The 23,269-nt window shown below is 68.8% G+C and carries 22 protein-coding genes; 11 read left to right on the forward strand and 11 right to left on the reverse strand.

Annotated elements, in window-relative coordinates; translation table 11 throughout:
• Positions 1 to 27 precede the first annotated feature (27 nt).
• The gene (locus tag ACOOHF_RS05100) at positions 28 to 1,800 is read left to right on the forward strand and encodes a serine hydrolase (RefSeq protein WP_420463648.1); all 1,773 of its coding nucleotides are present in this window, start codon (positions 28 to 30) and stop codon (positions 1,798 to 1,800) included.
• A 2-nt stretch (positions 1,801 to 1,802) separates the two neighbouring features.
• Here the strand turns inward: ACOOHF_RS05100 and ACOOHF_RS05105 are convergent, their stop codons facing one another.
• The gene (locus ACOOHF_RS05105) at positions 1,803 to 2,213 is read right to left on the reverse strand and encodes a DUF6165 family protein (RefSeq protein WP_420463649.1); all 411 of its coding nucleotides are present in this window, start codon (positions 2,211 to 2,213) and stop codon (positions 1,803 to 1,805) included.
• 32 nt (positions 2,214 to 2,245) lie between these two features.
• On the opposite strand from ACOOHF_RS05105, the gene ACOOHF_RS05110 reads away from it, so the two are divergent.
• Positions 2,246 to 3,286, forward strand: a complete 1,041-nt coding sequence (locus ACOOHF_RS05110) for a DUF933 domain-containing protein (protein WP_420463650.1) — start codon at positions 2,246 to 2,248, stop codon at positions 3,284 to 3,286.
• Positions 3,287 to 3,351: 65 nt separating this feature from the next.
• Here the strand turns inward: ACOOHF_RS05110 and ACOOHF_RS05115 are convergent, their stop codons facing one another.
• Entirely contained in the window at positions 3,352 to 4,395 is a 1,044-nt protein-coding gene (locus ACOOHF_RS05115) for a histone deacetylase (protein WP_420463651.1), read from the reverse strand.
• A gap of 92 nt (positions 4,396 to 4,487) precedes the next feature.
• Here ACOOHF_RS05115 and ACOOHF_RS05120 point away from each other — a divergent pair, with 92 nt between their 5' ends.
• Together ACOOHF_RS05120 and ACOOHF_RS05125 are read left to right on the forward strand one after the other, a co-directional pair.
• Positions 4,488 to 5,336: an aldolase/citrate lyase family protein gene (locus ACOOHF_RS05120; protein ID WP_420463652.1), complete on the forward strand. Its 849-nt coding sequence runs from the start codon at positions 4,488 to 4,490 to the stop codon at positions 5,334 to 5,336.
• 36 nt (positions 5,337 to 5,372) lie between these two features.
• The gene (locus tag ACOOHF_RS05125) at positions 5,373 to 6,902 is read left to right on the forward strand and encodes a S10 family peptidase (protein ID WP_420463653.1); all 1,530 of its coding nucleotides are present in this window, start codon (positions 5,373 to 5,375) and stop codon (positions 6,900 to 6,902) included.
• 24 nt (positions 6,903 to 6,926) lie between these two features.
• Here ACOOHF_RS05125 and ACOOHF_RS05130 read toward each other — a convergent pair whose 3' ends face one another.
• From ACOOHF_RS05130 to ACOOHF_RS05140, 3 genes are read right to left on the reverse strand one after another with little or no spacing between them, the layout of a single operon-like run.
• On the reverse strand, positions 6,927 to 7,430 hold the full coding sequence (locus tag ACOOHF_RS05130) for a rhodanese-like domain-containing protein (RefSeq protein WP_420463654.1): 504 nt from the start codon (positions 7,428 to 7,430) through the stop codon (positions 6,927 to 6,929).
• 37 nt (positions 7,431 to 7,467) lie between these two features.
• Complete coding sequence (locus ACOOHF_RS05135; RefSeq protein WP_420463655.1) at positions 7,468 to 8,712, reverse strand: pyridoxal phosphate-dependent aminotransferase; 1,245 nt, start codon at positions 8,710 to 8,712, stop codon at positions 7,468 to 7,470.
• 6 nt (positions 8,713 to 8,718) lie between these two features.
• Positions 8,719 to 10,194 (reverse strand): serine hydrolase, encoded by a 1,476-nt coding sequence (locus ACOOHF_RS05140; protein ID WP_420463656.1) that lies wholly within the window; start codon positions 10,192 to 10,194, stop codon positions 8,719 to 8,721.
• Positions 10,195 to 10,381: 187 nt separating this feature from the next.
• On the opposite strand from ACOOHF_RS05140, the gene ACOOHF_RS05145 reads away from it, so the two are divergent.
• The gene (locus ACOOHF_RS05145; protein WP_419933939.1) at positions 10,382 to 10,624 is read left to right on the forward strand and encodes a hypothetical protein; all 243 of its coding nucleotides are present in this window, start codon (positions 10,382 to 10,384) and stop codon (positions 10,622 to 10,624) included.
• Positions 10,625 to 10,633: 9 nt separating this feature from the next.
• Positions 10,634 to 10,978 carry a peroxiredoxin family protein gene (locus ACOOHF_RS05150; protein ID WP_419933940.1) on the forward strand — a complete coding sequence of 115 codons (345 nt, stop codon included), beginning with the start codon at positions 10,634 to 10,636 and terminating at the stop codon, positions 10,976 to 10,978.
• A 25-nt stretch (positions 10,979 to 11,003) separates the two neighbouring features.
• Here the strand turns inward: ACOOHF_RS05150 and ACOOHF_RS05155 are convergent, their stop codons facing one another.
• The 5 genes from ACOOHF_RS05155 to ACOOHF_RS05175 are packed head-to-tail and all read right to left on the reverse strand — an operon-like array spanning position 11,004 to position 16,228.
• Positions 11,004 to 11,765 carry an energy transducer TonB gene (locus ACOOHF_RS05155; protein ID WP_420463657.1) on the reverse strand — a complete coding sequence of 254 codons (762 nt, stop codon included), beginning with the start codon at positions 11,763 to 11,765 and terminating at the stop codon, positions 11,004 to 11,006.
• Between the two features lie 5 nt (positions 11,766 to 11,770).
• A complete protein-coding gene (locus ACOOHF_RS05160; protein WP_420463658.1) occupies positions 11,771 to 12,355 on the reverse strand; it encodes a TlpA family protein disulfide reductase in 585 nt (194 codons plus the stop codon).
• Positions 12,352 to 13,116 carry a cytochrome c biogenesis protein CcdA gene (locus ACOOHF_RS05165; RefSeq protein WP_419933943.1) on the reverse strand — a complete coding sequence of 255 codons (765 nt, stop codon included), beginning with the start codon at positions 13,114 to 13,116 and terminating at the stop codon, positions 12,352 to 12,354. Before ACOOHF_RS05165 ends, ACOOHF_RS05160 begins: the two co-directional genes overlap by 4 nt.
• Complete coding sequence (locus ACOOHF_RS05170; protein WP_420463659.1) at positions 13,113 to 15,239, reverse strand: amidohydrolase family protein; 2,127 nt, start codon at positions 15,237 to 15,239, stop codon at positions 13,113 to 13,115. The genes ACOOHF_RS05165 and ACOOHF_RS05170 overlap by 4 nt, the downstream gene beginning before the upstream one ends.
• Positions 15,236 to 16,228: an MBL fold metallo-hydrolase gene (locus ACOOHF_RS05175; RefSeq protein ID WP_420463660.1), complete on the reverse strand. Its 993-nt coding sequence runs from the start codon at positions 16,226 to 16,228 to the stop codon at positions 15,236 to 15,238. The genes ACOOHF_RS05170 and ACOOHF_RS05175 overlap by 4 nt, the downstream gene beginning before the upstream one ends.
• Positions 16,229 to 16,412: 184 nt before the next feature.
• On the opposite strand from ACOOHF_RS05175, the gene ACOOHF_RS05180 reads away from it, so the two are divergent.
• The 5 genes from ACOOHF_RS05180 (at position 16,413) to ACOOHF_RS05200 (ending at position 20,970) form a co-directional block, all read left to right on the forward strand.
• Positions 16,413 to 17,327: a creatininase family protein gene (locus tag ACOOHF_RS05180; RefSeq protein WP_420463661.1), complete on the forward strand. Its 915-nt coding sequence runs from the start codon at positions 16,413 to 16,415 to the stop codon at positions 17,325 to 17,327.
• Positions 17,324 to 18,166, forward strand: coding sequence for a hypothetical protein (locus ACOOHF_RS05185; RefSeq protein ID WP_420463662.1), 843 nt, complete (start codon positions 17,324 to 17,326; stop codon positions 18,164 to 18,166). The genes ACOOHF_RS05180 and ACOOHF_RS05185 overlap by 4 nt, the downstream gene beginning before the upstream one ends.
• A gap of 58 nt (positions 18,167 to 18,224) precedes the next feature.
• Positions 18,225 to 19,631, forward strand: coding sequence for a hypothetical protein (locus tag ACOOHF_RS05190; RefSeq protein WP_420463663.1), 1,407 nt, complete (start codon positions 18,225 to 18,227; stop codon positions 19,629 to 19,631).
• 35 nt (positions 19,632 to 19,666) lie between these two features.
• A complete protein-coding gene (locus ACOOHF_RS05195; RefSeq protein ID WP_420463664.1) occupies positions 19,667 to 20,065 on the forward strand; it encodes a VOC family protein in 399 nt (132 codons plus the stop codon).
• A 263-nt stretch (positions 20,066 to 20,328) separates the two neighbouring features.
• Positions 20,329 to 20,970: an NYN domain-containing protein gene (locus ACOOHF_RS05200; protein ID WP_420463665.1), complete on the forward strand. Its 642-nt coding sequence runs from the start codon at positions 20,329 to 20,331 to the stop codon at positions 20,968 to 20,970.
• Positions 20,971 to 21,112: 142 nt separating this feature from the next.
• Here the strand turns inward: ACOOHF_RS05200 and ACOOHF_RS05205 are convergent, their stop codons facing one another.
• Positions 21,113 to 23,242, reverse strand: coding sequence for an ankyrin repeat domain-containing protein (locus ACOOHF_RS05205; RefSeq protein ID WP_420463666.1), 2,130 nt, complete (start codon positions 23,240 to 23,242; stop codon positions 21,113 to 21,115).
• Positions 23,243 to 23,269 lie beyond the last annotated feature (27 nt).

The following is a 23,269-nucleotide window of genomic DNA, read 5'->3' on the forward strand; positions in this document are numbered from 1 at the left end:
GTGGCGACAGCTCTCAGGGGAGCACGAATGGCTCGCAACCGGCGGTTTCAGCGTCTCACGATCTTCACAACTCTGCTTGCGTTCGGGTGCGGCGACCCGGGAGTCCCGGAGTCTTCGGCTCCCGTCCCGCTGGACGAACTGACCCTCGGGGCGTGGGCTCCGCCCCTCATGCTCACGAACGACCGATTCCTCCCGTCGAGTCGAGCCCAGGCCCCCCGGCACGTCTTCTCGGGAACCCTCGCCCTCGCGGGTGCCGAGATACGGACGGACCCCGCGGAACTCGACGAACGCCGCGTCATGGGCCGGGACACGAAGCGCTTCCCGGATGTCTCCCTCGGGTTCGTCTCGGATGGTTCCGATCTCGTCCCGTGGGACCGCAACCTCATCGTCGCCGGCACGCGCACGGAGACGGGCAGCTACTGGGACGTCCTCGTCGGCCCCGGCACCGTGTGGTCGGAGCCGGGCGAGGACTGGTCACGCGGGGGGTTCCCTCTCCAACTCGCGAGTTCGGTGGAGAACGAGACGTACAACGGCGTCGCGACGTTCGCCTTCAACGACCGCGAGGTCTCCGGCGTCCGCTTCCAGACCGTGACCCAGGGGCGGCCCTATTTCCTCGTCCAGCGGCGTCTCATGTGGGGACAGCTTGCGGCGGAGTACGCGCCGGACCCGGCCCCTCCCGGCGTGGTCGAGGAGTTCGCGGCGGAGAAGGCGCGGCGGCTTCCGCTGCGTCCGATCTCCGACCTGCGCCCGCTCGTCGGCGACTCCGTGTTCGACGCCATGCACGCGGGCATGAACCCCGAGAACGTCGTCACCGCGGCCTTCCTCGTCGGTGACACGCTTTACGCGGCCGATTGTCCCACGCCGTTCGGGGAGCTTCCGTTCTGCCGGGAGCAGCGCTTCGGAATCTGGTCCGTCACCAAGTCCACCGGGAACACGGTGGCCGCGCTCCGGCTGGCGCAGCGCTACGGCCGGGAGATCCTCGACGAGCGCGTGGCCGACCACCTGAACGTGACGGCCGAACACGACGGCTGGGACGACGTCCGCTTCCGGGACGTCCTCAACATGGCCACCGGCGTCGGCGAGGGCTCGACCCGCACCGAGCCCAACAACACGGGCGACGGCTACCTCATCGGCTACGACGACTGGTACACGGCGATCTCGAGGGACGAACGCATCCGGCAGGTGTTCCGCGCCTCGAACCATCCCTGGGGGCCCGGGGAGGTCGTCCGCTACCGCGACCAGGACGCGTTCCTCATCGGCGCGGCGATGGATGCGTACCTGAAGCATCGGGCCGGACCGCAGGCGGATCTGTGGCGGATGCTGGAGGAGGAGGTGTACCGGCCCATCGGCGTGCCGCACGCGCCGACCAATCGGCTCATCGAGGCGGATGGCTCGCTCAGCCTGCCCCAGATGTCACAGGGCTACTACCCCACGGTGGACGACCTCGCGAAGATCGCGCGTCTCCTGCAGGACGGGGGCGCCAACGAGGGCGAACAACTCCTCCACCGGGAGCTGACCGCCGAGGTCCTGTACCGGACGGACGCGCGCGGGATCACCTTCGGCCGGCCGGTCGAGACCGGCCCGCCCAGCTACTATCTGGCGCTCTGGCACCAGAACTACGTCGGCGAGGGGGGCTGCATCGTCGACCTCACGCGCATGTCGGGCTGGGGCGGACACCGCGTCGTCCTCTTCCCCAACGGGATCGTCGGCATCCGCATCTCGAAGGTGACGGGGAGCGAAGGGTCCCCGGTGGATGGCCTTGCCGCGGTGGCCGACCGATTGGAACCGTTCTGTCCCTGAGATCAGGGGCCGTCGTCAGCCGCGGCGTAGGATTTCTCTTCGAGGATGCCTGAGCCGTAGGCCTCGCTGAGGGTGCGCTTGAGGCGGTGGCGCTCGTCGTTCAGGCGGTACACCTGTCGTGCAGCCGCGGTGAAGCGGGGGCCGAAGTCGCCGGCGCGTTCGAGCGCGCGCAACTCGTCCTCGACATCCCAGATGCCGCGGTTCGCCTCGTCCAGTTCTGCGACGCGCCTCCTGACATGGGGCGGAGCGTCGTCGAGCGGCCCGATCGCACGTTCGCAGATTGCTTCGAAGCGTTCCAGTTCCGAGGTCACGTTCGCGAGCTTCCGGCGATCGCGGATCCGGGCCCGCTTGAGCCGCAGAATCGTGATGCGGTCGATGAGTTCGCCGACGGAGATGGGGATTTCGATATTCACGCCCCGAACATAACGGAGGGGGAGGAGGCGCGGTGAAGATTGGGCTCGTGGGTTTCGCGGGTTCCGGGAAGACGACGGTGTTCAACGCGATGACGGGGCTCGGCGTGCCGGTCGGGTTCGGCGGCGAGGTGCGGCTGGGGACGGTCAGTGTTCCGGATGCGCGCGTCGACGCGCTCAGCGCCCACTACTCCCCCCGCAAGACGACGTACGCGGAGATGCGCTTCTGCGACATCCCGGGCGAGTACGGCGCGGCGATGAAGGGTCTTTCGCCGCGCGCGCTCCAGCAGATCCGCGAGCAGGAGGCGCTGTGCCTGGTGCTGCGGGACTTCGACAACCCGGCGCTCGCGGTGCCGGCCGACCCGGCCGGCGCACTCGAAGCGTTCGGGACGGAGTGTCTGCTCGCGGACCTCGACATCGTCGAGCGACGGCTGGACCGGGCGCGCAAGGAGCGCGCGGACCCGGTCGAGATCGCGGCCTTCGAGCGGGCTCGGGATACGCTGGAGCGCGAGCGCCCGCTCCGGACCGTCCCGCGCACCGAGCTGGGCCGGACGCCGTTCCGCGGCTACGGCCTCCTGACCTATCGTCCGCTGCTCGTGCTGCTCAACCGCAGCGAAGCGCGGGCCGGGGAGGCGCTGCCGCCCGAGTTGGCCACGCGGCTCGACGCCGTCGGCGCGGCCGGGCTGGCGCTGTCCGCACCCGTGGAGGCGGAGATCGCCGACCTGGAGACCGGAGACCGGGCCGCGTTCGTGGAGGCGCTCGGCCTGCGCGAGCCGGCCCTCGAGCGTTTCATCCGGACGGCCCACGGCCTGCTCGATCTGATCTCGTTCTTCACGGTCGGCCCCGACGAGGTGCGCGCGTGGACCATTCGTCGCGGCACCCGGGCGCGGAGGGCGGCGGGCCGCATTCACTCCGATCTCGAGCGCGGCTTCATCCGCGCCGAGGTCATCCCCTACGCGACGTTCGCGGCCCACGGCTCGGAACAGGCGGTGAAGGAGGCGGGTCTCCTGCAGGTCGAAGGGAAGGACTACGTCGTCGCGGACGGAGACATGCTCCACATCCGCTTCAACGTCTGATCCGCCTCCCGGCCGGGCGCGGCGGCGGCGTCCGACGTTCCCGCTGGAACGCGCCCGTCCGCGACCTATTCTTCGAGCAGCGTCTCGATGTGGGCGGCGGTCGCGAGCGCCGTGCCGTCCAGGTTGTAGCCGCCCTCCAGCAGCGAGACGAGGCGGCCTTCGCAGCAGGCGTCCGCGTAGTCCATCGCCAGGCGCGTCATGCGCCGGAAGGCGTCGTCCGTGAGGGCGAAGCACCCGAGGAGATCGTCCTGCCGGCTGTCGAACCCCGCCGAGACGATCACGAAATCCGGATCGAAGGCGGCGACGGCCGGAGAGAGCGTGTCATCCCAGCGGCCCAGCATGTCAGCGTCGGTGGCACCGCAGTCCAGGTGCACATTGATGTTGAGCCCGCTCCCCTCGCCTTCCCCGGTGAGCGACGGGTCGCCGGTGCGCGGGTAGGCGGCCCAGTCGTGCGCGGAGAAGAAGAGCACCGAAGGGTCGTCGTAGAAGGCGTTCTGCGTCGCGTTCCCGTGGTGGTAGTCCCAGTCGATGACGAGCACGCGCTCGAACCCGTATGCCTGCTGCGCGTACTTCGCGGCGACGGCGGCGTTGCTGTAGTAGCAGAAGCCTTCCTCGGCGCCGGTGTTGTTCGCGTGATGGCCCGGGGGTCGGATCGCGCAGAAGGCGTTCAGCACCTGGCCCGTGGCCACGGCATCGATGCCGGCGAGCGCCCCGGACACGGCGAGTTCCGCGACCGGCCCAGTGACGTTGAGTTCGCGGATCGCCGCCACGTGCTCCGGCGTATGGTGCGCCTCGATGTGCGGCCTCGGCTCGGCGTCCGGCGCCAAAGCGATCGTGGCCTCGTCCAGGCCGCGCGCGACGAGTTCCTCGCGGATGCGGACGAGCCGCTCGGGGATCTCGGGCGGGCGCCCGCCGTCCGGCCGGATCAGCACGTGATCCAGGTAGCGGGAATCCCACACGAGCCCGGTGCCCGTCCCCCGGGGGCGGGCGCCGCCCGGGCTCGCGCACGACCACGCCGCCGCGGGCAGCAGCCCGAGGCCCGCCGCCCCCAGCGCGGCGTCCCTGACGAATCTCCTCCGGGTGGTGGTGAACTGGCTCGTCGTGCGCATGGCGGGACCCCCTTTGCTGAAACTAGACTAACCAACGCCGGCCGCGGGTCGCGAGAGTCCCGGGGCGTGTTCTTCCAACTCCGAGGTATCCCATGGCTGCCCGAAACACGCGCGCGACCCCGCCGCTCCGTACCCTCTGCCTGCTGGGAGGCGTCGCGGGAGGCGTCCTCCTCTTTCACGGCTGCGGCGGCGAACCGGGCGAGTCGGACGCGGGGGAGGCCCCCGAAGCCGCTGGCGACGTGAACACACAGCTGGCCGGGCGGCTCGCGGCCGGGGACGCGATCTTCGGGCTCTTCTCCGGGGACCACACCGCCGAGGCCGGCGCCGCCATGGCCGCGACCCGCCCGCTCGATTTCGTCTTCTACTCGCTGGAGTCCGGCCCCTTCGACATCCCCGCCCTCGAGAGCTACGCCGCCGGCATGGCGGAGGCTTCGGGCGACATGGGCACGCACCCGATGCTGCTGCGGATCCCGCCGATCCGTGACGGTCACGACGAGGCGCGGGATCGCGCGGCCCAGGGGCTGGCGGCGAGTGTGGCCGGCATCGTCTACCCGCACGTCGAGACCGCGGAGGAGGCCGCGCTCGCCGTGGACGCCCTCGGCGACGCCGCCTGGCCAGGCAACCCGGATGGCCACCTGATCAGCTTCCTCCTGATCGAGGACCAGGTCGGGCTCGACAACGTGCGCGAGATCGTCTCGACACCGGGTGTGAGCGCCGTCTCGCCGGGGCCCGGCGACCTCCGCCGCGTCTACGACGGCGACATGGAGAAGGTGGAGGAGGCGATCCAGATCGTGCTCGCCGCCTGCCTCGAGTTCGACGTGCCGTGCGGCGTCACGGCGAACGCGGACGACGTGGCCATGCGGATCGAACAGGGGTTCCGCGTCATCATCGCCACTCAGCCAGAGGCCGTCGCCGCCGGGATGGCCGCCGCCGGCCGCTAGCCGACGGACCAACGTGACGCTTCCTGGAGGAAAAGTATGAAGTCGCTCACTGTGATCGCCGCGCTCGCACTGCTGCCCGGGGGGGGCCTCGCGCAGGACAGCTCAGACGGTGGCGCTGACCGCTCCGAGCCCCAGCCCTCTCGCTGGGAGTCGAACCATTCCATCGTCGTGAACGGGGAGACCGTCGCCTACCAGGCAGTCGTGGGCAGCGTCATCCTCCGGGATGACGAGGAGAACGCGACGGCGGAACTCTTCTACACGGGATACTTCCGCACGAACGGCGGAGACCCCTCCACGCGCCCCGTCATCTTCGCGTACAACGGGGGACCGGGGTCGGCCTCCTTCTGGCTCCATATGGGGATCATGGGGCCGCGCCGCGTGGTCACGCCGCACGTCGGCCAGCAGGCACCGCCGCCCTACCCACTCGTCGACAACGGCTACACGCTGCTCGACATCGCTGACGTCGTGATGGTGGACCCGATCGGGACCGGCTTCAGCCGACCCGCCGGCGACGCGGACGGGAGCGATTTCTGGGGGATGGATGAGGACGCGTCCTCGCTGACGCAGTTCATCCGCCGCTTCCTGAGCGAGAACCACCGCTGGAACTCGCCGCGCTATCTCCTGGGTGAGAGCTATGGCACGACCCGGTCCGTGCTGCTGACGCGGCACCTCCAGAACGCGAACATCGATCTGAACGGGGTCGTACTCGTATCCGCCGTCATCGATTTCAACACACTCCAGTTCCCGCCCGGATCCCACATCGGGTTCATCACGAACGTGCCGTCCTTCGCGGTCGCGGCAGCCTACCACGACCGTCTGCCCGGCGGACGCCCCGACGACCTCGAGGCGTTCATGAAGGAGGTCGAGGCGTGGGCGCTCACCGACTACGCCCAGACGCTGCTCGCGGGAACCGCCGTCGATCCCGCCCAGCGGGCCCGAGTGTTGCAGCAGATGCACGAGTACACGGGGCTCAACCTCGAATACCTCGAGAAAGCCGACCTGCGTGTTTCCGCGCCGGAGTTCGAGAAGGAGCTGCTGCGGGACCAGCGGCTCACCCTGGCCCGGCTCGACACCCGTTTCACCGGCCCCACCGGGGACCTGCTCGACACGACGCCCATCCACGACGCCCAGTCCTCCGCGATCAGTTCCGCCTACACGTCTCTCTTCAACACCTACGTGCGGGAGGAACTCGGCTATGACGGCGACCGGGAGTACTGGCCCAGCGGCATGACCCGGAACTGGAACTGGGAGCGGGAAGGCGGTCGCCGCGGACCGTTCGGCGGCTCGGCACTCAACGTGGGACCCGACCTCGCACACGCGATCGAACGCAACCCGCGTCTCGAGGTGCTGCTGGTCAACGGGATCTACGACTTCGCGACGCCGTACTTCCCCATCGTGTGGTCGCTGGAGCAACTGGGGCTGCCGCCGGACCTGCGTGACAACATCAGCCGCGCGGACTTCGCCGCCGGACACATGATGTACGTGGAGGAAAGCCTGCTGCCCCAATGGCGGGAGACGCTGGAAGCGTTCATCACGCGGACCTCCGGGGGCGCTCTGGTTCCGTAGCCCGCCGGTCGCCCGCCGACAGACCTACCAGATCGTCTCGTAGCGGGAGTGGGCGAGGTCCCAGTCGCGCCCGTAGACGTGCAGGCGGTTCGTCGGGCCATCCGGACCCACGAGCGGCCCGCCGGCGTGAGTCCAGGCGAGCAGGCTGCCCCGCAGGTTGAGGACCCGCCGGCCCTCGGTCGTCATGCGCCCGGCGTACACCGAACTGCGATGCCCGATCGTGCAGTACGCCACGACCGTCCGATCCGCGTAACGCTCCGGGTCCTGCTCGAATTCGTCGGAGGTGATGGAGCCGGGAATCCAGGAGATCTCCCGCTCGCGAGCCTCCCGGGCGTCGACGAGCACGACGCCTCCGGTCTCGAGCAAACGCCCGACCTCCGCCACCGTCACCGTCTCCACATCGGGAAACTGCCGCTCGACGTCATCCGACATCTGCTCCACGCGCGCCAGCTTCTCCCCGTCCGAGAGCGGGGGCGGGTTGGCGCAACTCGCCGCCGTGAAGAGGGCGAGGGCCGGAGCCAGCGCCATGGTCTGTGTTCGTCGGTGAGGTTCCATGGGTCTTCCCTCAGGCTGCGGCGGCGCGGGCCGCCGCCAGGCCGTTCGCCAGGGCTTCCACGAGCCGCGGAAGCGACGCCGCGGGCGTGGCGCAAAGCGCGATCCGGACGGCGCCCTCCATGGGGACTACGTACACCCCGGCCTCGCGCATGGTCGCCGCCGTCACCCCCGCGTCGGGTGTGAACACAGAGACGAAGAAACCGCCCTCGTAGCGCGGGTACGACAGTCCCGTGCGGCCGGCCAACTCGTTGAAGGCCGCGACCCGGCCATCCAGCAGCCGGATCATCGCGGCGCGCTCGGCGTCCGAACGCGCCCGCAACTCCGGGTCCGTGAGAAGTTCGACGGCGGCGAGCAGACCCAGATGGTTGCAGTTCGACCAGGTGGCCCGGCACGAGAACCCGAGCGCGTTCGACATTCTCTGCCGCTCGGCCGGGTCCCGATGGAGAGCCACGAGGGCGCCGACGCGCGCGCCGTAGAGAGCGAACGACTTCGAGACCGTCCACCCCACAAGCACCGTCGCCGACTCCATCATCCGCGGGACGTAGTCGATCCAGCGGTTCGAGGCCTCGTCCCCGAACTTCGCATACGCGTGGTCGAGGAGGAACGCGATGGGCCCCCGTTCTCCCACATCCTGGACGATTTCCGCCACGGCCTCCCACTCCGCCTCGTCGAGTGAATACCCGGTCGGGTTATTGCAGGGGAAGTTGAAGAGGACGAGCGAGCGCCCCTGCTGTTCGATCTGGCCCTCGAGCCCCCTGCGGAAGGCATCGAGGTCGAGGCGGATCCCGGCGTCGAACATGTTGAAGGTCTCGACCGAGCGTCCCGAATGGGTCGAGATCGTGTGGTACGGGCCCCAGTAGTAGCTGGGCGTGAGCGCCGCCTGCCCGGGCTCGAGGAAGTTGAGGATCGCGTGGTGGATCGCGCCGGTGCTCCCCGGCGTGGCGACGGCGACCGCCTGCCCGGCCAGCCCGCCCGCCCCACAGAGGTCGGAGATCACCGCCTCCAGGTAGGCGGGGTCGCCGGAGATCGGCGCGTACCCCGCGCCGAGCGCGTGCGGCACCCGCCCCAGCGCCTCGGCCACCGAGGGCATGACCGCGAGGCTCCCGTCGTCGTTCATCAGCGCCCCGAGCGTCGAGTTGAGGATCGACTCGCCCGCCGCCGCCCGACGCACCGCTTCTCCATGCAACGCGAATATCGGGTCGTTCCCCTCTCGGGCCGCCGCCTCCGGAATGAGGCTCCCTGAAACCGTCGTCATCCTCCGCTACCGCACCTTGTTCGAGTAGTTGCCGTGGACGCTGAACCGGGTAATGGCGCCTTCGTCCCGGTGGAAGATGTACGCCTCTCCCGACTCGCCGTCCTCCCGCACGCGGCGGAAGGTATCGCCACTCTCGTGCCGGAGCGCGGTCTTCGCTTCGAGCGGGTCGTCCGTCGGAACCCCGAGCGCCACCAGTCCGTCGTCCCACCTGAGGATCACCGTCTCGCCCCAGGTGGATTCGTACCGCCCTTCGTACTCGGCGAGGGAGGCGGGGCGCCGGGACCCGCCGCCGGGATCCGCCTGGATGTCCTCCAGCGCCTTGCCCACAATCGCCCTCATCTTGCTCCACACGTCGTCGGGGCTGGCGAGCGCGTTCATCATCACGACGCCAGCCAGCTTCTTCGCCGGGATGAGCTGGAAGGTCGAGCGGAAGCCGGGGCAACTCCCGCCGTGGCCGACCGTCCGCTCCCCGTCGCGTCGCGAGACCGCGAAACCGAGCCCCCACATCGTGTCGAAGTCGGGATCCACCCAGTGCACGCGGTGCATCTCGCGCAGCGTGTTCACGTCGAGGATCTCCGTCCCGCCGTTCTCGAGCAGGCGGAACTGCCACGAGGCGAGCCGCGCCAGATCCTCGACGGTGGAGGCGAACCCCGCCGCGGGCGCCATCCCCAGCGCCTGGAAGAAGGGGGCCTCGTCCCGCCCGCCGTCCCTCGCGAGCCGCGCGTGCCCCGTCGCGTAGCGGTCGCCTCTGTGCTCGGCGGGGATGTCCGTGTAAGTGTCGGACATGCCCAGCGGGTCGAGGATCCGGCTACGGACATAGTCGTCGTAGGCCATCCCCGAACTCTGCTCGACCAGTTGCCCCGCCAGGGCCATGCCCAGGTTCGAGTACTGGAAGTAGCGTCTGCCGGGATACAGCGTCACCTGTCCCGAGAGTCCCTCGATGATCTCGTCCCTCGTAGGGAAGGGGTGATCCGGACCCGTCCAGTAGGGGTGCGCCGACTCGCGCGGGAGCCCCGAGGAGTGGGTGAGGATCCCCTCCAGGCTCACGCCGGGGGCGTCGGGATACGCCTGCTCGAGGTTGTACCGCGGGAGGTGGTCGGAGACCGGGTCGTCCAGATCCACGTTGCCCTCATCGCGCTGCTGCATCACGCCGATCGAGGTGAAGAGCTTCGAGATCGAGCACACCGAGTACATCGTGGAGGGGGTGGCCGCGACCTGCGTCGCGGGGTGCGCGTAACCGTAACCCCGGGCCCAGACGAGATCCTGGTCGTGCACGAGCGCGACGGACACGCCGGGGATCTTCTCGTACGCCATCTTCGCGTCGAGCCACGCCTCGAAGAGATCGACCGCCTGCTCGAAGCGGGGGTCGTTCGCGGGATCGCCGTTCCCCTGCGCGCAGCCGTGCGCCGGCGTGATCAGGAAGCCGAGGAAGATGAAGGCGGCGGCGCGACGCCACGGACGGTTTCGGGACTGGCGGGCCATGGGAGCGCCTCCTTGAAGGCGGGGGAAGGATGTGCAGCAGCCTCCGGGAATCCAAGGTGTCGGAACCGGACGGGACCGGGCAAGCTTCGAGGCACGGGCCCGGGTCGGGCGCCGGGGCCTCTGGCGCGAAAGCGGGGGGCTCGCCACCCTTCGGCATGAGCTACCACCCCTATGAAAGGACCGAGACATGCGGAGACTTGTCCTGGCCGCCGCACTCGCGCTGGGCGTCGCCGGAATCGTCGCTATCGGAGATGCGGATCCGGTGAGCGCGCAGGATGCCGAACTCCTTGCCGTGGGCGAGATGGCGCCCGACTTCGCGCTCCCCGGCGCGACGCGGTACGGCGCGCTGGAAAACCCGATCCAGCTCAGCGACTACCGAGGGGAGACGGTCGTACTGGCCTTCTTCTTCAGAGTCAGGACGCGTGGCTGAACGGTTCAGATGAGAGCGTACCGTGATCAGTACGCAAGCGTTTTCAACGAGGGCCGCAACGTGGTCCTCGTCGGCATCTCGAACGACCCGGTCGACGAACTCGCCTCCTGGCTGAAGGACGAGGACTTCCCCTTCCTGTTCGGGAGTGACGCGGACAATGACGGGGGGACGTACGCCGCGTTCGGCGGAGGGCTGAGAGACAACAACATGGTGGACAGCCGCGCGGTGATCGTCGTGGGACCGGACGGCCGCGTGGCCGGCGTGATCCCGGCCTTCAACCAGGTCGACCCCGCCGCCTACGAGGAGCTGGCCGCCGTCATCGACGAGGTCACCCCGGAGCCTGTGGACCCGTAGCCGTGCAACCTCGGGTCGCCGGGACTCAACCGGCGGCCAGAGGATTCACCACCTGGAACGTGATCGGCTGCGCAACCCAGACGCCCGTCGGTAGTCCCAGCGCTTTCGCCGGGACAAACCGCATCATCCCGGCGACGTCGCCCGCGGCGCGGTCGAGCGCTTCAATGCCGCTGGACTCCCTCACCCGGTGTTTCGTGACGTCGCCGGTCTCGTCGACGAACAGCCAGAGGACGACCCTGCCGCCCACACCTTGGGCTTGGAGGTCCTTGGGATAGAACCACTCGAGCCATTTGGTAAGGTCGCTCTGGTTCAGTGGAACGGGGTCTCTGTCGAAGGGCTCGCAGCGTGGGCGATCCGGCGGGGGGGGATGCGCGGGATCAGGCTCGAACTCCACCCACCGGGGGATCCACCCGACCGTTGGCTGGCCCGCGTCCATGGCAGGCTCGAACTGCATGACGCGCCCCATCTGCATCGCGGCACAATCGAGTGCGTCGTAGCCGCTCGACGTCCTGATCCGCCGGCTCGATGCGTTGCCCGCCGTGTCAACGCGTACCCAAACTTCGACTCTGCCTCCAATCCCGCTCGCGTGCAGTTCCGGCGGGTAGGCTTCCCGCAGTTCCCGCGAGACTTCAGCGTCGTTCATGAGAACCGGCGCCGTGTCGTATGTGGGGGGGGCTTCCGGAGGGTCCCGGGAATCAGGACCGCTCTGGGCCGCCGGGTTCACGGCGCACGCGGCGAGGGCCAGGCCCGCCGCTCCGGCCGGCCGGAGTCGCCAGCCTCGGCTCACTTTGATCACCCTCCCGTGCACCCGCCGGGCCCTTCACTCGGCGACACGAGACTGCTTACCGCTCCGACCAGGTCCTGTTCGGGGCCGACGCCGGTGTACGCCACGTTCCCCTCGGCATCGAGGATGACGACGATCGACGTCGTAGTCGCCGAGTAGGCGCGCACCGCCGCTCCATCCGCATCCCAGAGATAGGGATACGCCGCACCGTGTGACTCCGCGTGCCGCCTCACCCGCCTTAGGGACTGGGCCACGGCCACGGCGACGGCGACGACGTTCACCTGCTCTCCGAAGTCGGCCACCACTTCGTCGATCTCGGGCTGCAGCGCCTCGCACTGCTCGCACCAAGAGGCCCAGAACTCGATGAGGGTGGGCTTGCCGTCGGCATAATCGAGGAGTTGGACCTCGTTGCCGTCCAGATCCTGGAGCGCCGCGTCCGGCGCCTGCGTTCCCGTCGGCAGGCTGACCTGCCCCTCTCCGGCCTGCGCGCTCAGCGGACCCGCCCCCGCGAGCCACACAAGTCCCGCAAGGGTCACGACGGTGCCCCTCATCCCCCGCGTCATGTTCGGATGCTTCAGATTTTTCGCGCTCACAGGAAGTATCCCGCCCGGATCAGGTAGAACTGCGCCATCCCGATCATGATGACGGCTGCGGCCCGCTTCATCCAGATCATCCACGTTCCCGACTTCGGCAGCACCGCGACCGTCCCCGAGAAGAGACCCACCGCGATGAGTACGGCGGTCATGCCGATGGAGAAAGTGAACAGGTACACGAAGCCCATGAGGCCGGCCTGTTCGGCGACGACCCAGGTCAGCACGACGGCGAAGGCGGGCGCGCCGCATGGCGCGGCCACTATGCCCGAGGTCGCGCCGAGGACGAACACGGCCCGGTAGGAGCCGCCGCCGCGACTGCCGGCCCACGCCAGAAGCCGCTTCGGGACCGGTACCGGAAACACGTCGAGCATGAACAGGGAGAAGAAGAGGAGGAGGTTTCCGGTCGCGAACAGCGCCCAGAAGCTCGCCCCGATCGAGCCGAGCACGGTGCCGCTGAGCCCGGCGATGACGCCCAGCAGCGAATAGAGGAGCGCCAGCCCCAGTGCGTAGGTGAGCGTGAGGCCGATGGTGCGCTTTCGTGGCTGATCCTCGCCCGCCGTGCCCGAGATGACCGAGAACGTGATCGGGATCATCGGCCAGACGCACGGGTTCGTGCTCGTGATCACGCCCGCCGCGAACAGCGCGCCGAGCGCCAGGAACGGGTTGTCGGAGAGCGCCGGGAGGAGCCCTCCCGACGGCTCCACCTGCAACGCCGCGAGGGCAACGGTCTCGACTACGCCCGTTACGACCCCGGCGGTCACGGGACCAGCGGCTCAGCGGGTGGACCGCCGAAGACGATCACGCCGTCCTTCACGACGAGATCGATCTTCCGCAGGTCGGCAACGTCGGCCAGCGGGTCGCCATTCACGAGGATGAGGTGCGCGCGGCGCCCCGGCCGCACCGTACCGAAGTCGTCTTCCTTCCCGAGCCAGCGCGCACCGTTCGATGTCGCGGCCCGCAGGATGGCGGCGTTCGGCACGCCGGCGGCGGCATACGCCTCGAGTTCGTCGAACAGGCTCACGTTGTCCGTGCCCGCGAGCAGCGGCACTCCGATCTCGACCGCGCGGCGCACGAACTCACCCATGCGCTCGTACGCCTGCCGGGCGGTGTGGAACTGGTCGAGCGAGAAGCGGGAGCGGTCACCGTCATCGATCTCCTGGATGAAGAGGGTGGGGTCCATCGCCGTGCCCGTCTCGGCCATGAGTTCCAGCAGCGACATCACCTCGGGGCTCGCGGGATCGATCTGACTCCAGTCGGCCTGCATGCGGCCGACTGGGTTCCGGCTCCCGTCGAGCGACATGTCCCGGCCGTCGGCCTGGATCTCCGGAGGCAGGAAATCGCGCCACACGCGAATGTGGTTGAACCCGGAGATCCCGGCCTCGATCGCCTGCCGCCAGCTCGTGCGGACGCCGATGTGGCCCGTGACCGGAAGCCCCTGGACGCGCGCCTCGGCGACTACGGCGGCGAGGACATCGGGGTCGAGGAGGAAGTACGCCTTGAGCAGGTCCACTCCCTGCGCCTTGAGCGCCCGGACCAGCGCGGGGGCGGCCGCGGGGTCGTCGATGCTTACGTCCACCATTGGGTGGTAGCCCGCCGAGCCATCGATGAGCGGGCCCGCCGTGTACACGTCCGGACCCGCGAGCACGCCCAGCCGCACCGCATCCTTGAAGTCCATCGCGTCCTGGATCGCCGAGCCGGGGTCGCGGATCGCCGTGATCCCGGCCGCGAGCAGATCCGAGCCGGAGAGGGGCTGCCAGTAGTGGCGGTGGTTGTCCATGAGGCCCGGCAGGAGCATGCGCCCGCCCCCCTCTATGACCGGCGTGCCGGGCCCGACGTCGGGGAGCCCGGCATCCTCCCCCATCCGTACCTCCGTGATCCTCCCATCCTGCACGAGCACCGCCGCCGCGGGGACGGCCTCGTCGCCCGTGCCGTCGAACAGGCGCACGTTCGTGATCAGCAGGTCGTCTGCCGGGGCATCGGCGACCTCGAACCGGGCTTCGAACGGAATCCCGCTCATCTCGCCGGTCCCGAGGTCGAGCCGGTTCAGGCGCCGTCCGCCGAGCACGAGCAGCCAGTCGTCGGACGGGTGGAAGGCGAGCTGTTTCTGGTCGAACGGGCCCGTGTGCAGACGGCGCGGCTCGACCCCTTCGCCGCTCATGTCCGTCACGATGATGTGGTCGACGCCGTTGTGCGTGGCGACGTGCGCCCGGCGCGATCCGTCCGGGCTCCACGCGGCGGCCATCTCCCGCTCGGGCGTGTCCGTGAGCCGCTCGAGCGACATCTCCTCCAGATCCATCTCGTACAGATCTGTCCCGTCGAAGCGCCCCGTCTCGACGAGGAGCCGGCTCCCGTCCGGCGAGAGGGCGAACGACCACTCGTGCCAGTTCTGCGTGTGCGTGATCTGCTCCGCCTCCCCGCCCGCCAGCGGGATGCGCCACACGTGCGCGTCGTACTGGGAGCGGTCGTCCACGAAGTAGAGCTGGTCCCCCTCCGGATCGAACTCCATGTGTCCGATCGACGACGGCACCCGGTGCAGGAAGCGGACGCCCCCCGTCGCCATGTTGCGGACGAGGAGGTCCGCCCCCTGGAGAGTCCTGGCCGAGTAGGCGAGGAAGCGGCCGTCCGGCGACCACGCCGGCCGCGTGTCCCACGACGCCCCGTTCGTAAGCTGGCGCGCGGCACCCCCCTCGACCGGGAGGAGCCAGATCTTCCCGAGGATGGAGACGGCGACCGTCGATCCGCTCGGCGAGATCGCCGGATCCCGGGCCCCGATGTCCACCGTCACGTGTGACTGCGCGTGAACCGCGCCGACGCCGAACGCCAGGCTCGCCACCACCGCGGCGAGTCCGACCTTCCGCCCTGTTCGCCCGCTGAAAGTGCTCATCCCGGCAGCTCCCCGTTCAATTCCATGTACACGCGCTGAATCGCGCGCGGCTTCTGGCTGTCCCGCAGCGACCAGCGCTCGACGTCCCCGAACGCCGCCGCCTCGGCCGCCTCTTCGGCACTGAGCCCCTCGCCGTGGAACCGCGTCGCCTCCTCCACGACCGCCCGCACCGCGTCCCGGAACGACACCAGCCCCGCCTCGAGGACCCCCGGCGACTCCATCACCCCGTGCCCCGGCACGTAGACGTCCACATCCATCTCCAGCGAGCGATCCAGCATCGCCACCCACTCCGACGGATACGCGGACCGCATGGCCGGGAAGATGTGCTTCAGGTACGTCTCGCTCATGAACAGCACCTTCCCATCGGGCACGTATACGACGAGATCCCCACCTGTGTGCGCGCGGCCGAGGTGAAGGAGATGGATCTCGCGCCCGCCCAGTTCGAGCACCGTATCGTCACCCACGATGTCCGTGGGGACGACGACCGGCGGCGCCCCCTCGGGCCGGTTCGGGTTGGCCGCGCTCGCCTCCAGGATCGCCGCGGACGTGGCGTGCGCGAGGAAGCGCGCCCCCGGGGGGAAAGCGGAGTTCCCGCCCGTGTGGTCCCCGTGATCGGAGGCGACGACGACGTGCGTGATCGGCTGGTCGGTCATGCCCGCGATCGTGTCGACGAGCCGCTGCGTCTCCTCGGGGTTCTCCTGCCCGTCCGCGACGAGCACCCCTTCCGGCGTGACGACGATGAGGCTCACGGTGGTGATGATCTCACCCCCCGTCGGGTGGATCTGCTCGTACGCGTAGACGTCCTCCGCGACTTCGATCACCCGAGGATAGTCCGCTTCCGTGAACCCGTGGTCGTACGGGTCGGAAGTCGCGGGTCCCGCCGCCTCGGCCTGGGCGGCCGCGTCCGACGAGGTGTCGCCGGGCGGCCCGCAGGCGATGAGGAGCGGGAGAACAAGCCAAACAACCCGAGGAGAAGACTGCCGACCCATCTCCGTACCTCCGTGAACGAGAGAACCTGGTTTGAATCTTCTCCCATTGGGGACCGCACCCGCCAGACCTTCACGCGAACATCGGCACCCAGTACACGTCGGCCGGGCTGGTCCGGGGGGCGCGGAATATGCTAGCGTTGGGGGTTGGAGTCGTCTTGCCATGCTCGCGGAAACGAGGTGTCCCATGAGAAAGTCCCGATCGATCCTTCCCCTGCTCGCGCTGTTCGCCGTCTCGGCGTCGACGCTGGCGGGCCAGCAGCGGAACATGACCGCCGAAGAGCGCGCCCGGATGGCCGAGGAGCGCGAGCGCCGCACGCAGGAAGAACTCGTGTCGGAGCGGCCGATCGAGGCGTTCGACACGGTCTGGATCGAGGAGATGACGTGGATGGAGGTCCGGGACGCGATGGCGGCCGGGAAGACCACCGCGATCATCACGACGGGCGGTATCGAACAGAATGGGCCGTATCTCGCCACAGGCAAGCACAACTACGTGCTGCAGGGCGCCTGTGAGGGCGTGGCCCGCGAACTGGGGAACGCGCTGTGCGCGCCGATCATCAAGCTCGTCCCCGAGGGCGACATTGACGAACCGTCGGGCCACATGCGGTATCCGGGCACGATCAGCCTCCGCCAGGAGACGTTCGAGGCCGTGCTGGATGACGTGGCCTCGAGCCTCAGGGCGCACGGCTTCGAACACATCATCCTGTTCGGCGACAGCGGCGGGAACCAGTCGGGCATGGAGGCCGTGGCCGCCCGAATGAACGAGCGCTGGTACGACGCGCAGGCGCACTTCATCCCCGAGTTCTACCGTTACCGCGACGTCCACGAGTGGATGAACACCGAACTCGGCATCTTCGAGACGGATCCCGAGGGCCTCCACGACGACTTCGTGATCACCGCGATCATGATGGTGGAAGACCCGGCCATGGTGCGCTACGACGAGCGCGTCGCGGCGGGGAGGGCCAGCATCAACGGCGTCTCAATTGCCCCGAAGGAGGAAGCGATCGCCACGGGCGAGAAACTGCTCCGCTTCCGGGTCGAGGAGACCGTGAAGGCGATCCGCGCCTCGATCGAGGCCGGCATGGCGGAAGCGGGCCGATGAGACCTGCCCGCATGCTGGCGGCGGTCGCCCTCGCGGCGGTCGTTACCGAGACGCTGCCGCTCGCGGCCCAGGTTCCGCTCGGAAACCGCAGCGGCCGGGGGCAGACCGTGACCCCCGCCTACGAGGGCTGGTACGAGAATGCCGATGGCACGCTGTCGCTCTCTTTCGGATACATGAACCGCAACTTCGAGGAGACCGTCGAGCTTCCCCTCGGGCCCGACAACATGGTCGAACCGGCGGAGTTTCAGGGAGGCCAGCCCACCCACTTCGCTCCGCGGCGCCACTTCGGTGTCTTCGTGGTCAAGGTTCCCGCGGACTTCGGCGATGGGAAGGTCTATTGGACGCTCAGGATGCGGGGCCAGACGTTCCGCGTCCCCGGACATTTCCACACGGACTGGAAGATCGACGCCCTCAAGGGCGAAGCCGGCGGCGGCAACACTCCGCCGGCCCTCCGCTTCGAAGCCGACGGCGCGGAAGGTGCCGGACCGGCGGGCGTGTGGGGGCAGCCGCTCACCGCTCGGGCCGGGGAGCCATTCCCGGTCACGGTCCTCACGCGCGATGACGGCGTCGGACGCAACGCGTTCACGGCAGGGACGCCGGCCGGGTCACCGGTCAACCTCATCTGGTTCAAACACCAGGGCCCCGGCGCCGTGGAGTTCGGCGAGCCGACCGCCCGCGTGCCGGCGAGCGGGGGCGAGGCGTCGACGACGGTCACCTTCGGCGAGCCGGGAGAATACATACTGCGCGTCCGCGCGAACGACGGGTCGGGCGTGGCTGCCGCGGGGCACGCGCAGTGCTGTTGGACCAACGGGTTCGTGCGTGTTACGGTCAGCCCGTGACGCGCCGGGGCGCGGGCGGACGACCGAGGAGCATGAGCCGAGCCAGAGGAGCACGACGATGAGACACCACACACCGGCTTCCCTCACGCGAGCGGCCCTGGCGCTCGGCGCGGCGCTCGGCTTCCTGAGCGCCGCGGTTCCGGCAAACGCGCAGGAGAACGCGCAGGAGAACGGGCACGCGGAGGTGACGTTCAGCCGCGACGTGATGCCCATCCTGCAGGCCAACTGCCAGGAGTGTCATCAGGAGGGCTCCATCGCCCCGATGCCGCTGCTCACCTACCGGGACGCGTACCGCTGGGCATCGGGGATTCGCGACAAGGTCTCGAACCGCATCATGCCCCCCTGGCACCTCGATCCGACCGTCGGGATCCAGGAGTTCAGGAACGACCGCAGCCTGTCGAGCGACGAGATCGGAACGATCCTCGCGTGGATCGACGGGGGCAGGGTGGAAGGCGATCCGGCCGACCTGCCGCCGCCCGCCGAGTTCCCCGACCCGAACGCATGGCGGCTCATCGACGAGTTCGGAGAGCCCGACCTGGTCATCGCTTCCGAGCCCTACACGCTTGAAGCCGTGACGATGGACAAGTGGTTCCGGCCCGTGACGCCGACCGGCCTCACCGAACCGCGCTGGGTGAAGGCGATCGAGATCAAGCCCGCCGGCAACGACGCCCGCACGATCACGCACCATGTCCTCGCTTTCCTCCAGCAGGACGAAGAGGAGAGCCCGATGAGCGCGGGCATCGTCGAGGCGAGCACGCGCGGGGGCGCGATGGGCGGCCCGGGCCTGTTCATGGAATGGGCGGTCGGCAAGGACGGCGAGATCTTCCCCGAGGGCGCCGGCAAGATCATGCTGCCGGACTCCCGGATCAGGTGGGAAGTCCACATGCACGCCATGGGCAAGCGGGTCGAGGACAGTTACGTGGAACTCGGCGTGTGGTTCTATCCGAAGGGCCAAGAGCCCAGGAATCGCACACGCCTCATGTTCTACAACGCCACCGGCCCCACCGGCCTCGACATTCCGCCGAACGAGATCGCGGTGACGCAGGACTTCCACACCCTCCGCTGGCCCGCGCGCCTGGAGAACTTCCAGCCGCACATGCACATGCGCGGCAAGGCGATGTCGCTCGAAGCGATCTACCCGGACGGCCGGAAGGAGTTGATCAACCAGGTCGACAACTTCCAGTGGAACTGGCACATCAACTACATCTACGAGGACGACGCCGCCCCCCTCCTCCCCGCAGGGACCACGCTCGTCATCACCGCCTGGCACGACAACACGCCGGAGAATCCGAACAACCCGGACCCGGAACAGTGGGTCGACTGGGGCGATCGGACGGTGGATGAGATGGCCCACCTGTGGGTCGACGTGACCTATCTCGACCCCGCGGAATTCGAGACGCTCGTCGCCGCCCGGGAAGAAGCGCGGCGCGCCGCCGAGGCGGAAACCAACAGTTCGGGCCGGTAGGCGGCCGCCCGAAGCCGGGCCGGAAACCGAAGCCGATGGCCGCGACTTGTCCGGGCCTCACGCCCATGCTCGTCGTCCGTGACGTGGCGGCGAGTTCGGCTTGGTACGTCGAACTCTTCGGCTTCGTGAGCGGACGCGGCGGTCATCACTTCGAGCGGCTCCTGGCACCGGATGGAAGCGTCGAACTGATGCTGCACCACCGCAAGTTCAAGGCCCACCCGGGGATGACGGATCCATGCGAGGGCACGGCGGGCCGCGGCGTCCTTCTCTATTTCTACACGGAGGACCCGCAGGCCGTCTTCGATCGTGCTCGCGCCATGGGGGCAGACTGTCTTGACGAGCCGCACCTGAACCCGAACGCCCGCGCGATCGAGTTCACCCTCCGGGACCCCGACGGCTACCCGATCTCCGTCTCCCAACGGATCTCCGCCTGAGCTAAGGGCGGGTTCCATTTGGGCATGTGAGCAAAGCCGTATTGTGCCCGAAAGCCCCCGAAGCAACCGCTGGCAGGAGGCGTCAAGCAGCTTGCGCCTACAAGCCCAAGATTGGTAATCTGGTGGTAGCAAGGCTCCGAGAGGCCCCCGCGTACCGGGCCAAGCCCTTACCCTGGTTTGGCTACCTAACGGACGCGGGGGCCATTTTTTGTGTGCTATCGGCATCCTTCGTTGAGCCTCGTGCAACGAATCCCGGATCCCGCATGACAACCCGCTTGGCCATCTTGATCGACGGCGAATTCCTCCGACGCGACATCGAATCGCGTCGCGATGAGCCCGCCGCGGCACACGACATTATCCGTCATGTGCACGAGATCATCGATCACCTCGCCTCCAAGGGAATCACGGCCCCGCTCTACCGAGTCTTCTACTACACCGCCGACCCGCCTTCCGGGAAGAGAATCAACCCCATGAACAAGACTGACACGCCGCTCGCGCACCCAAGTGTGGGCGGCAAGACCAAGCAATTGCACCGAGACCTGGAACAGGAACCGTACGTCGCCGTACGCAGGGGAGATGTGGCATTTCAGGGTTGGCGAATCAAGAGAAGCGTGGCTCGGTCCCTGATGGAAGGCAAACCGCGCCCGCTCATGGCCGATGACATTCGTCCGAACTTGAAGCAGAAAGGCGTTGACATGCGCATCGGTCTCGATATCGCATCCCTTGCACTAAAACGCCTTGTCGGCCACGTCGTCGTAGTCGCCGCTGACGCCGACATGGTGCCAGCCCTCAAGCTGGCACGGCGGGAAGGGCTACAAGTCTATCTCGACAGTCTATCGAGCCCCGGCGCCAAGGCACTCCGCATCCATTCCGACTACGTCTTCCCACCGCGCCGTCCATCTTGAGCGCCATGGAATACAGGGGATACTTGGCGGCGGTAGAGTTCGATGCCTCAAGCGACACCCTCCACGGGCGAGTCGTCAACAGCGGCCCGTATCCGATCGCGACGTTCGAGGCAACGGACACGACGCAGCTACGCCGGGAGTTTCACCGCTCCATTGACGAGTATCTCGCCTGGTGCGAGGAAGACGGCGTCGAACCCGGGAAGCCGGTCAGCAGCTGAGGCAGTGAGGCAGTGTTGTTGTTCTTCGCGCCCATGCCCTCGAGGAGGGCGATCGTCTCGAAGAACGGCTGCACGCGCTGGATCGGCCCGTTCGCCATGTCGACCGTCGTCTGACCCGAGCGGGCCACGATCAGCGGATCGGCGCCCTTGCTCACGAGGTATTCGATGAGCTCGTTGTCGCCGCGGGCCGCGGCGTAGTGGAGCGCACCGAAGCCGTCGGAGTCCCGCCCGTTCACGTCCGCGCCCATCTCCTCGACGAGGTACTTCGCCGTGACCAGCCAACTGTCCGGCGCATGACGGTGCTGATTGCCCGTGCGTGAACGCCCGTAGCCGTAGCCTGCCGCGACGACCAGGGGCGGAATCCCCGGACCGCCGACCTCGACCGGCGGAAGCCCGCTGGGATCTTCCTCCTCTTCGTCATCCGAGGATCGGCGCCGGCGCGAAGGGGCCTTCTTCGACGGCATGTGCGGATCGGCCCCGGCCGCCACGAGCATCCGCATGGCGGGGATGTCGAGCGCCTTGGCGGCTCGCCAGAAGGGCGACGCGCCGCTGAAGTTCACGCCCAGCAGATCGAAGTTGTAGGCGGAGTACCAGATGTGTGTATTGACCTGGGCGTTCGGGTCCGCGGCGGCGGCCAGGAGCATCTCCATCAGCTCCATGTAGTCGAGTTCCTGCTGGCGAAACGCGGTCGGCTGCGGATACAGCGCCTTGGGCGCCCAGCGATTGGCGATCGTCGCGTAGAGCGGTGCCACGCCGTCCTCGCTCGCGAGGTTGGGGTCCGCACCCTGTTCCAGCAGGTAGGATGCCAAGTCGTAGTGACCGTTCACGGTCGCGACGACGAGCGGCGGGCTCAGGTCTCCCTCGGTCCTCAAATCGATGTCGGCGCCGGCGGCGAGGAGGGCCACGACCGTCTCGAAATGGCCTTCGCGAACGGCGTAGTGGAGCGCGGTCATGCCGCCCTGCCGGCCCACGATGTCGCTGTAACCGAGAGGCCGCGGCGCCGGCTTCCTCTCCTCTTCGGCTTCTTCAGGCTCTTCCCCGTCAGCTTCCTCGGAGTCCTCCGCCGCCGCGGGGTCCTCGTCCTCCGCGGGGTCGTCGGTCGGATCTTCCTCCGCCTCGGCTTCGTCGTCGGGTTCTTCCGGGGCTGCCGCCTCGGGCGGATCTTCGCCTTGAGCGTCCTCGGTCTCCTCCGCGGGTTCTTCCGGGGGCTCTTCCGGGGGAGTTTCCTGTCCCGGGGTAGCTCCCGCGCCCTGGGTCGCGGGGGCAGTCGCGGTTCCGTCACGGTTCGCGCGGTCCGCGGCCTCGCGCCGCGTCGGCTCCTGCCCGGAGGGCGTGTCCGTACGGGTCGCGGCCCCCACCTCCACGGTCTCCCCGCGGGCCTCGGCCTCGGCCTTCCGGATTACGGCCAGAACTTCCTGCCGGCGGCCGCGGGCTTCGCCGTCCCGGCGCGACCGCTCCACGAAGTCGACGACGAGAGACGCGACCGACACGTCGGCCCCGCGCGCGATCAGCGTGTGGACCGCCTCGAGGCGCCCGGCCGCTGCCGCGAAGATGAGCGGCGTCTGTCCGTGCCCCTTCTCGCGCGCGTCGATCTCGGACCCGGCCTCGAGCAGACTCGTGATCGTCGGTACGTCGCCGCCGGCCGCCGCGAAGTGGAGCGGCGTGGCGTCGGTCGTCGTGCGGCCGCTCGCGTCGCCGCCGGCTTCGATGAGGAGCGCGGCGGCGGCGGACCGGCCATCGCGGCTCGCCAAGTGCAAGGGTGTGTAGGCGCCGAGCCGGGTCGTCGACGACAGGTTGGCCCCGGCGTAGATGAGGACCGACACCATCTCGGCGTCACCCCGCATGGCGGCCCAGTGAAGCGCGGTCATCCCGTCACCCTGGGCCGCGTTCACATCCGCTCCATCTCGCAGGAGCGCTCGCACCGACTCCATATCCCCGCGCGCCGCCGCCTCCGCGACCGGCGCATCCAAAGCGGCTGCCGCCCAGAGCGTGGTGGCGCAAATCGCGACGAGGACGCTTGCCCGAAGGCTCGCCTTCCCGACTCTCTTCAACATCGTTCGTCCTTCCGCGTATCGAGCCGC

The organism is Candidatus Palauibacter sp., assembly GCF_965216145.1.
In the GTDB taxonomy this organism is placed as follows: Bacteria; Gemmatimonadota; Gemmatimonadetes; order Palauibacterales; family Palauibacteraceae; genus Palauibacter.

Bases quoted from the DNA above. Each gene is read 5' to 3' on its own strand.
- ACOOHF_RS05190 (WP_420463663.1), top strand. From the start codon at position 18,225: ATGAGACACCACACACCGGCTTCCCTCACGCGAGCGGCCCTGGCGCTC.
- ACOOHF_RS05140 (WP_420463656.1), bottom strand. From the start codon at position 10,194: ATGGCCCGCCAGTCCCGAAACCGTCCGTGGCGTCGCGCCGCCGCCTTC.
- ACOOHF_RS05150 (WP_419933940.1), top strand. From the start codon at position 10,634: ATGAGAGCGTACCGTGATCAGTACGCAAGCGTTTTCAACGAGGGCCGC.
- ACOOHF_RS05170 (WP_420463659.1), bottom strand. From the start codon at position 15,239: ATGAGCACTTTCAGCGGGCGAACAGGGCGGAAGGTCGGACTCGCCGCG.
- ACOOHF_RS05205 (WP_420463666.1), bottom strand. From the start codon at position 23,242: ATGTTGAAGAGAGTCGGGAAGGCGAGCCTTCGGGCAAGCGTCCTCGTC.
- ACOOHF_RS05130 (WP_420463654.1), bottom strand. From the start codon at position 7,430: ATGGCGCTGGCTCCGGCCCTCGCCCTCTTCACGGCGGCGAGTTGCGCC.
- ACOOHF_RS05180 (WP_420463661.1), top strand. From the start codon at position 16,413: ATGAGAAAGTCCCGATCGATCCTTCCCCTGCTCGCGCTGTTCGCCGTC.
- ACOOHF_RS05125 (WP_420463653.1), top strand. From the start codon at position 5,373: ATGAAGTCGCTCACTGTGATCGCCGCGCTCGCACTGCTGCCCGGGGGG.
- ACOOHF_RS05100 (WP_420463648.1), top strand. From the start codon at position 28: ATGGCTCGCAACCGGCGGTTTCAGCGTCTCACGATCTTCACAACTCTG.
- ACOOHF_RS05175 (WP_420463660.1), bottom strand. From the start codon at position 16,228: ATGGGTCGGCAGTCTTCTCCTCGGGTTGTTTGGCTTGTTCTCCCGCTC.
- ACOOHF_RS05195 (WP_420463664.1), top strand. From the start codon at position 19,667: ATGGCCGCGACTTGTCCGGGCCTCACGCCCATGCTCGTCGTCCGTGAC.
- ACOOHF_RS05145 (WP_419933939.1), top strand. From the start codon at position 10,382: ATGCGGAGACTTGTCCTGGCCGCCGCACTCGCGCTGGGCGTCGCCGGA.
- ACOOHF_RS05135 (WP_420463655.1), bottom strand. From the start codon at position 8,712: ATGACGACGGTTTCAGGGAGCCTCATTCCGGAGGCGGCGGCCCGAGAG.
- ACOOHF_RS05185 (WP_420463662.1), top strand. From the start codon at position 17,324: ATGAGACCTGCCCGCATGCTGGCGGCGGTCGCCCTCGCGGCGGTCGTT.
- ACOOHF_RS05200 (WP_420463665.1), top strand. From the start codon at position 20,329: ATGACAACCCGCTTGGCCATCTTGATCGACGGCGAATTCCTCCGACGC.
- ACOOHF_RS05115 (WP_420463651.1), bottom strand. From the start codon at position 4,395: ATGCGCACGACGAGCCAGTTCACCACCACCCGGAGGAGATTCGTCAGG.
- ACOOHF_RS05120 (WP_420463652.1), top strand. From the start codon at position 4,488: ATGGCTGCCCGAAACACGCGCGCGACCCCGCCGCTCCGTACCCTCTGC.